The sequence below is a fragment of the Mesorhizobium sp. M7A.F.Ca.CA.002.09.1.1 genome, from assembly GCF_003998555.1.
GTDB lineage: Bacteria > Pseudomonadota > Alphaproteobacteria > Rhizobiales > Rhizobiaceae > Mesorhizobium > Mesorhizobium ciceri.
This window is the reverse complement of record NZ_RZRR01000264.1, coordinates 1-6,255: the sequence shown is the minus strand read 5'-3', so window position 1 is coordinate 6,255 and position 6,255 is coordinate 1. Positions and strand designations below refer to the sequence as shown.

The 6,255-nt window shown below is 64.4% G+C and carries 7 protein-coding genes; all 7 read left to right on the top strand.

All coding sequences use genetic code 11. The features are described 5' to 3' along the window. The first annotated feature begins 202 nt into the window (after positions 1 to 202). Entirely contained in the window at positions 203 to 850 is a 648-nt protein-coding gene (locus EN994_RS13880) for a thiamine phosphate synthase (protein ID WP_063169203.1), read from the top strand. Between the two features lies 1 nt (position 851). Beyond that, complete coding sequence (locus EN994_RS13875; protein ID WP_013529128.1) at positions 852 to 1,892, top strand: tetratricopeptide repeat protein; 1,041 nt, start codon at positions 852 to 854, stop codon at positions 1,890 to 1,892. A gap of 174 nt (positions 1,893 to 2,066) precedes the next feature. After that, positions 2,067 to 2,633: an elongation factor P gene (gene efp, locus EN994_RS13870; protein WP_013529127.1), complete on the top strand. Its 567-nt coding sequence runs from the start codon at positions 2,067 to 2,069 to the stop codon at positions 2,631 to 2,633. Between the two features lie 85 nt (positions 2,634 to 2,718). Continuing rightward, on the top strand, positions 2,719 to 3,519 hold the full coding sequence (locus EN994_RS13865; RefSeq protein ID WP_013529126.1) for an inositol monophosphatase family protein: 801 nt from the start codon (positions 2,719 to 2,721) through the stop codon (positions 3,517 to 3,519). 122 nt (positions 3,520 to 3,641) lie between these two features. After that, positions 3,642 to 4,328, top strand: coding sequence for a hemolysin III family protein (locus tag EN994_RS13860; RefSeq protein WP_063170358.1), 687 nt, complete (start codon positions 3,642 to 3,644; stop codon positions 4,326 to 4,328). A gap of 104 nt (positions 4,329 to 4,432) precedes the next feature. Continuing rightward, a complete protein-coding gene (locus EN994_RS13855; RefSeq protein ID WP_013529124.1) occupies positions 4,433 to 5,458 on the top strand; it encodes a MotA/TolQ/ExbB proton channel family protein in 1,026 nt (341 codons plus the stop codon). A gap of 1 nt (position 5,459) precedes the next feature. Continuing rightward, positions 5,460 to 6,255 (top strand): peptidoglycan -binding protein (locus tag EN994_RS13850; RefSeq protein WP_127307593.1); only part of this gene is annotated, 796 nt, incomplete at its 3' end.

Here is a 6,255-nt window from a genome sequence, read left to right as displayed (position 1 = left end):
GCATGAATCTCGGCTGGACGCTGTGGAAGGGCAAACCGCCCGTCGCGAGCCCGCACCCGATCAAGTGAAGCGGCCCGCCGGCTGCCCGGCGGATCAAACATCGCGATCCCGACTGCCCGCCTGTTCAAGGCGGGCACTTTGCTCTATGCCGCAATCCAACCATCTTCGCCCGGCATAGGCGAAACGCGGGACCCGAAGAACCATGAATGAAGCAACGCCCCCCAATCGCTGTCGCATCGTGCTGATCGCGCCGCCCGGCGTGCCGGCGGCCCGTATTGTCACGGCATTCGATGGTGGCGATGTCGCTTCGCTGATCCTGCCCGAGAACGGCATGGATGAAGCCTCGTTCCAGGCTTTCGCCGAACGGATCGTGCCGGCAGCGCAAGCCGCCGGCGTTGCTGTCATCATCGCCGGCGACACCCGCATAGCCGGCCGCGTCCAGGCCGACGGCATCCATGTCGAAGTCTCCAAGGCCGAACTCGCCGAGACAATCGAGCATTCCCAGGCAAAGATGATGGTCGGCACCGGAGGCGCCAAGACGCGTGACGACGCGCTCGAGCTTGGCGAGACGCGGCCAGACTACATTTTCTTCGGCCGCTTCGGCTACGACAACAAGCCCGAACCGCACCCGCGCAACCTGTCGCTCGGCGCATGGTGGGCGGACATGATCCAGATCCCTTGCATCGTCATGGCCGGATCCGACATCGCCTCGGTCGAAGCCGTGGGCGCCACCGGCGCTGAATTCGTGGCGCTGTCGAGCGCCGTGTTCGCCGACGGCACCGACCCCAGGACAGCGGTCGCCACCGCCAACGCGCTGCTCGACGAGACTGCGCCGCGTTTCGAGGACTGAAATGTCATCGGCGACGCTTCCCCTCCAGGCTCTGCTTGCGGTGCTGATGGTCCAGGCGGCGGCCGCGGAGACCATCCCCTTGCCGCAGCCCAAGCCGGAAATCGGCGTCCACACCGATAAGCCGATCGACAAGCCGTTGCCGCAGCCCGCCACCACGGCCGAGCCTGCGCCGCTGCCGTCGGCCGACGCCGTCAATCCCGACCGCTTCGGCGCAAAACCCGCCGACGCGGCCTATGGCGCCTTCCAGCGCGGCCTCTACAAGACAGCTTACAATCTGGCATTGGTCCGGGCGCAAAACGGCGACCCGGCGGCGCAGACCCTGGTGGCCGAGATCCTGTCGCGAGGTCTCGGTGTACCGGTCAATTCGGCGCAGGCGGCGAAATGGTACGCCTTGGCCGCCGAACAGGGTGTGCCGGAATCGCAGTTCCAGTATGCGCTGATGCTGCTCGACGGCCGCTATGTCAAAAAGGATGGAAAAGAGGCCTACGCCCTGATGCAGGCCGCAGCCGAAGCCGGCAACCGGCTGGCGCAATTCAATTTCGCGCAGATGCTGGTCCAGCAGGACCCCGGCGACGCCGGTATGGCCAAGGCGGTCTCCTACTATGAACGCGCCGCTGCGACCGGCCTCGCGGACGCGCAATATGCAATGTCGCAGATCTACGCCAACGGTGTCGGCGGCAAGCCACGCGACGATGCCCAGGCAAGGCGCCTGCTGGCGCAGGCCGCAAGGCAGAACTACGACACCGCGCAAATCGATCTCGCCGCCTGGATGATCGAAGGCCGCGGCGGTGCGCGCGACCTGAAATCCGCCTTCGGCTGGATGAAGCAGGCGGCGGAGGGCGGCAATGTTGCCGCCCAGAACCGCCTGGCCAAGCTCTATATGCAAGGCATCGGCACCGATCCGGACCTGGTCCTTGCCGGTGCCTGGTACATCATTGCCCGCCGCGCCGGCCTCATCGATCCGCAGATGGACGACTTCCTGCAGGGGCTGGACGACGACCAGACCAAGCAGGCGCTGCAGAAGGCCAACCGGCTGCCTTGACGGCGGCCCGCGCGGTCATTGCGAGTGTCGCCTCGGCTGCCCTCGCCTGGCACCAACCTGCCCGCTCCCTTGCCTCTTCTGGCGATTTGTGGTCTTGGGAGCCCGAAATCGCTTTCCCAGCGAATATCCCTTACCGACGGCGTGGCCGTAGGCATCATTCCGGATCATCTCATCATGGCCAAGATCAATGGCAACGAAATCCGTCCCGGCTATGTCATCGAGCATGATGGCGGCCTTTGGGTGGCGGTCAGGACCAACACCGTCAAGCCTGGCAAGGGCGGCGCCTACAATCAGGTCGAACTGAAGAACCTCATCAACGGCACCAAGCTCAACGAGCGCTTCCGCTCGGCCGAGACGGTCGAACAGATCCGGCTCGACCTGAAGGATTTTTCCTTCCTCTACGCGCAGGAAGACGCCCTGGTGTTCATGGACACCCAGAGCTACGAGCAGCTCGAATTGAACAAGGACTTCGTCGGCGATCGCGCCGCCTTCCTGCAGGACGGCATGATGGTAACGGTCCAACTCTACGAAGAGCGGCCGATCGGCATTTCGCTGCCCGACTATGTGACGCTGACCATCACCGAGGCCGACCCGGTGGTGAAGGGCCAGACGGCGGCATCGTCCTACAAGCCGGCGATCCTGGAGAACGGCATCCGCGTCCTGGTGCCGCCCTTCATCGGCGCCGGCGAACGCATCATCGTCGACACCAACGAAATCACTTACGTGCGCCGCGCCGACTGACGCATGTCCCCCAACAGTGGCCCGGTTCCGGGTCACCGACATGCATCGAGGCAGAATTTAAAGCGCAGCACCGGGAAAAAGCACTATGGCACGCTCAGCCCTTCTCAACGTCATGGTCCAGGCCGCAATGAAGGCCGGCCGCTCGCTGTCGCGCGACTTCGGCGAAGTGCAGAACCTGCAGGTCTCGATGAAGGGCCCCGGCGACTATGTCAGCCAGGCCGACCGCAAGGCCGAGGACATCGTCTTCGCCGAACTGTCCAAGGCACGGCCCGGCTATTCCTTCCTGATGGAGGAGCGCGGCGTGGTCGAAGGCGACGACGGCCAGCATCGCTGGATCGTCGACCCGCTCGACGGCACCACCAATTTCCTGCACGGCATTCCGCTCTTTGCCGTTTCGATCGCGCTGGAGCGCCAGGGCCAGATCGTCGCCGGCGTCATCTACAATCCGGCGATGGACGAACTCTACACCTGCGAACGCGGCGGCGGCGCCTTCATGAACGACCGCCGCTTGCGCGTCGCCGGCCGCATCAAGCTGGTCGACACGGTCATCGGCTGCGGCATGCCGCATCTCGGCCGCGGCCACCACGGCAATTTCCTCGTCGAGCTGCGCAACGTCATGGCCGAGGTTTCCGGCGTCCGCCGCCTCGGCTCCGCATCGCTCGATCTCGCCTATGTCGCTGCCGGCCGCATGGATGGCTTCTGGGAAACCGGCCTGTCTGCCTGGGATATCGCCGCCGGGCTGCTTTTGATCCGCGAGGCGGGCGGCTTCGTCTCCGACATGGATGGCGGCCAGGACATGCTCGACAACGGTTCGGTCGTCGCCGGCAACGAGATCATCCAGCGCGCTTTGCTCAAGGTCGTGAAGAAGCCGCTCTCCTCTCGTTGACAGGCAAGCCGCGCCGACAAACCGCCGCGCTGATGCGCCGCAGTCGCAAAACCGCAACGGAAGCTTGAAATACTGCCCGGCGAGCGCCCAGATTGGAGGGCGCGGCGCAGGAACCCGGCTTAGTGAGAGACAACGAACCCTACCCCGATATCCCGTTCATCGGACGCTGGCACTATTCGCGTGCCGAGATGATCGCTGACGGTATCGTCCACGCGGTCGGCATCGTGCTGGCGATATCGGCCGGTTCCGCGCTGCTGGCGCTGGCGGCGTTTCGTGTCGGACCCGGCGAATACATCGCCGCCGCCTTCTACGTGGTTTCGCTGCTCACCGTGCTCTCGGTGTCGATGACCTACAATCTGTGGCCGGTCTCGTCGCCGGCAAAATGGGTGTTGCGGCGTTTCGACCACGCCGCGATCTATCTGCTGATCGCCGCGACCTATACGCCTTTCCTGGCGCAGCTCGAAGGCTCGCCGCTGGCGCGCTGGATGATCGTGCTGGTCTGGACCGCGGCAGCGCTGGGCATTGCCGTCAAGGTGTTCTTTCCCGGCCGTTTCGACCGGCTGGCGATCGGCTTCTATCTCGCCATTGGCTGGAGCGGCATCATCCTGGTCAAGCCGCTTGTCCAGACGCTACCGACGACATCGATAGCGCTGATCGTTGCCGGCGGCATCGTCTACTCCTGCGGCGTCATCTTCTTCGCCTGGAAGGGGCTGCGCTTCCACAATGCGCTGTGGCACGGTTTCGTCGTCACCGGCGCCAGCCTGCATCTGGCCGCCATGGTCGACTGTCTGGTCATCAATCGCCTCTGACACTATCGACGCGGCAATATTGCCAAGCGCCATTCAATTTGGTCACAATTCCGTTTAGAGTCGCGGTTTACGTGATCGGCGGCGGCATCGGAAACGGGGCACGGATGGCTTTTCTCAGATCCTTCGGCATGGGCAGACGTTCTGATGTCCTGATCTACGACCCGCATAAATTATCGAGCCCGCAGGTCTTTCTGCTGACCATGGTGATCTTCCTGGTCATCGTCGCCTTCATCGCCGCCATCCTCACCCGACAGATCTCAACCGCCTTTGGCAGCAATCCCGGCCTCAATGGCCTGATCGTCGGCGTGCTGGTGGTCGGCATCCTTTTGGCCTTCGCCCAGGTTGGGCGACTGTTTCGCGAAGTGCGCTGGGTCAACTCCTTCCGTGCCGGCTCGGAGACGACCGAACCGGTGCTGCTGGCGCCGATGAAGGCGATGATCGGCCGTTCCTCGGCGATGGCCTTCTCGACCAGTTCGATGCGCACCATGCTCGATTCCATCGCCACGCGCCTCGACGAAAGCCGCGACACCTCGCGCTATCTCGTCGGCCTGCTGGTGTTCCTCGGCCTGCTCGGCACCTTCTGGGGACTGTTGAACACCATCGGCTCGATCCGCGAAACCATCGAATCGCTCGATCCCGGCACCGGTGACGCCGCCGCGGTGCTCGATTCCCTGAAGCAGGGGCTTTCGGCGCCGCTGGCCGGCATGGGCACCGCCTTCTCGTCCTCGCTGTTCGGCCTCTCCGGCTCGCTGGTGCTCGGCTTCCTCGACCTGCAGGCCGGCCGCGCCCAGACGCGCTTCTACACCGAACTGGAAAACTGGCTTTCCTCGGTCACCGACCTGTCGTCGGACATCGTCGTCGCCGACCCGGCCAAAACCGAATCCTCCGACGAGATCCGGGTGCTGTCGGAACGGCTGCGCTCGATGCAGGAGAATGGCGGCGGCTCCAACCCGCGCGTCGCCACCGCCATGGCCAATCTCGCCGACGGCATTTCCGGCCTGGTCAAGAATATGCGCTCGGAACAGCAGATCATGCGCGACTGGGTCGAGGCCCAGTCCGACGAGCAGAAGGCGATGCGCAACACGCTGGAAAAGATCGCCGATGCCCTGAAGAAGCCCGGAGTGCACTGAAGTGGCGCTCGCCAGGGGCCGGCGCACCGATCGCCGCATCGACTACTGGCCGGGCTTCGTCGACGCGCTGTCGACGCTGCTTTTGGCGATCATGTTTCTGCTCACGGTCTTCGTGCTGGCGCAGTTCCTGCTGGGACGCGAAATCTCCGGCAAGGATACGGCGCTCTCGCGCCTCAACTCGCAGATCAACGAACTGACCCAACTGCTGGCGCTGGAGCGCTCGACGGCGCAGGACAAGGATGATTCCCTGGCCAATCTGCAGGCGTCGCTGTCGGCCGCGCAAGCGGAAAAGAGCCGGCTCGAACGATTGCTGGCGCAAGGTGCCGGTGCCGGCGACGCCGCCAATCAGCGTGCAGCGGCGCTCGGCGGCGAACTCGACAGCCAGCGCCAGATCAGCCAGCAGGCGCTGAGCCAGGTCGAGATACTCAACCAGCAGATCGCGGCGCTGCGCAAGCAGATCGGCGCGCTCGAGGATGCGCTCAACGTCTCCGAAATCCGCGACCGCGATTCCAACACCAAGATCGCCGATCTCGGCCGCCGCCTCAACGTCGCGCTGGCGCAGCGCGTGCAGGAGTTGAACCGCTACCGCTCCGACTTCTTCGGCCGTTTGCGCGAAATCCTCGCCGACCGCGAGAACATCCGCATCGTCGGCGACCGCTTCGTCTTCCAGTCGGAAGTGCTGTTCCCAACGGGCTCCGAGGTGATCAACGATGCCGGCAAGGTCGAGATGAAGAAACTCGCCGACGCCATCATCGAGTTGCAGAAGGAAATCCCGCCCGAGATCAACTGGGTGCTGC

Excerpts from the sequence above, each read along its gene's own strand:
- EN994_RS13880 (WP_063169203.1), top strand. The coding sequence starts at position 203 with ATGAATGAAGCAACGCCCCCCAATCGCTGTCGCATCGTGCTGATCGCG.
- EN994_RS13875 (WP_013529128.1), top strand. The coding sequence starts at position 852 with ATGTCATCGGCGACGCTTCCCCTCCAGGCTCTGCTTGCGGTGCTGATG.
- efp (WP_013529127.1), top strand. The coding sequence starts at position 2,067 with ATGGCCAAGATCAATGGCAACGAAATCCGTCCCGGCTATGTCATCGAG.
- EN994_RS13865 (WP_013529126.1), top strand. The coding sequence starts at position 2,719 with ATGGCACGCTCAGCCCTTCTCAACGTCATGGTCCAGGCCGCAATGAAG.
- EN994_RS13855 (WP_013529124.1), top strand. The coding sequence starts at position 4,433 with ATGGCTTTTCTCAGATCCTTCGGCATGGGCAGACGTTCTGATGTCCTG.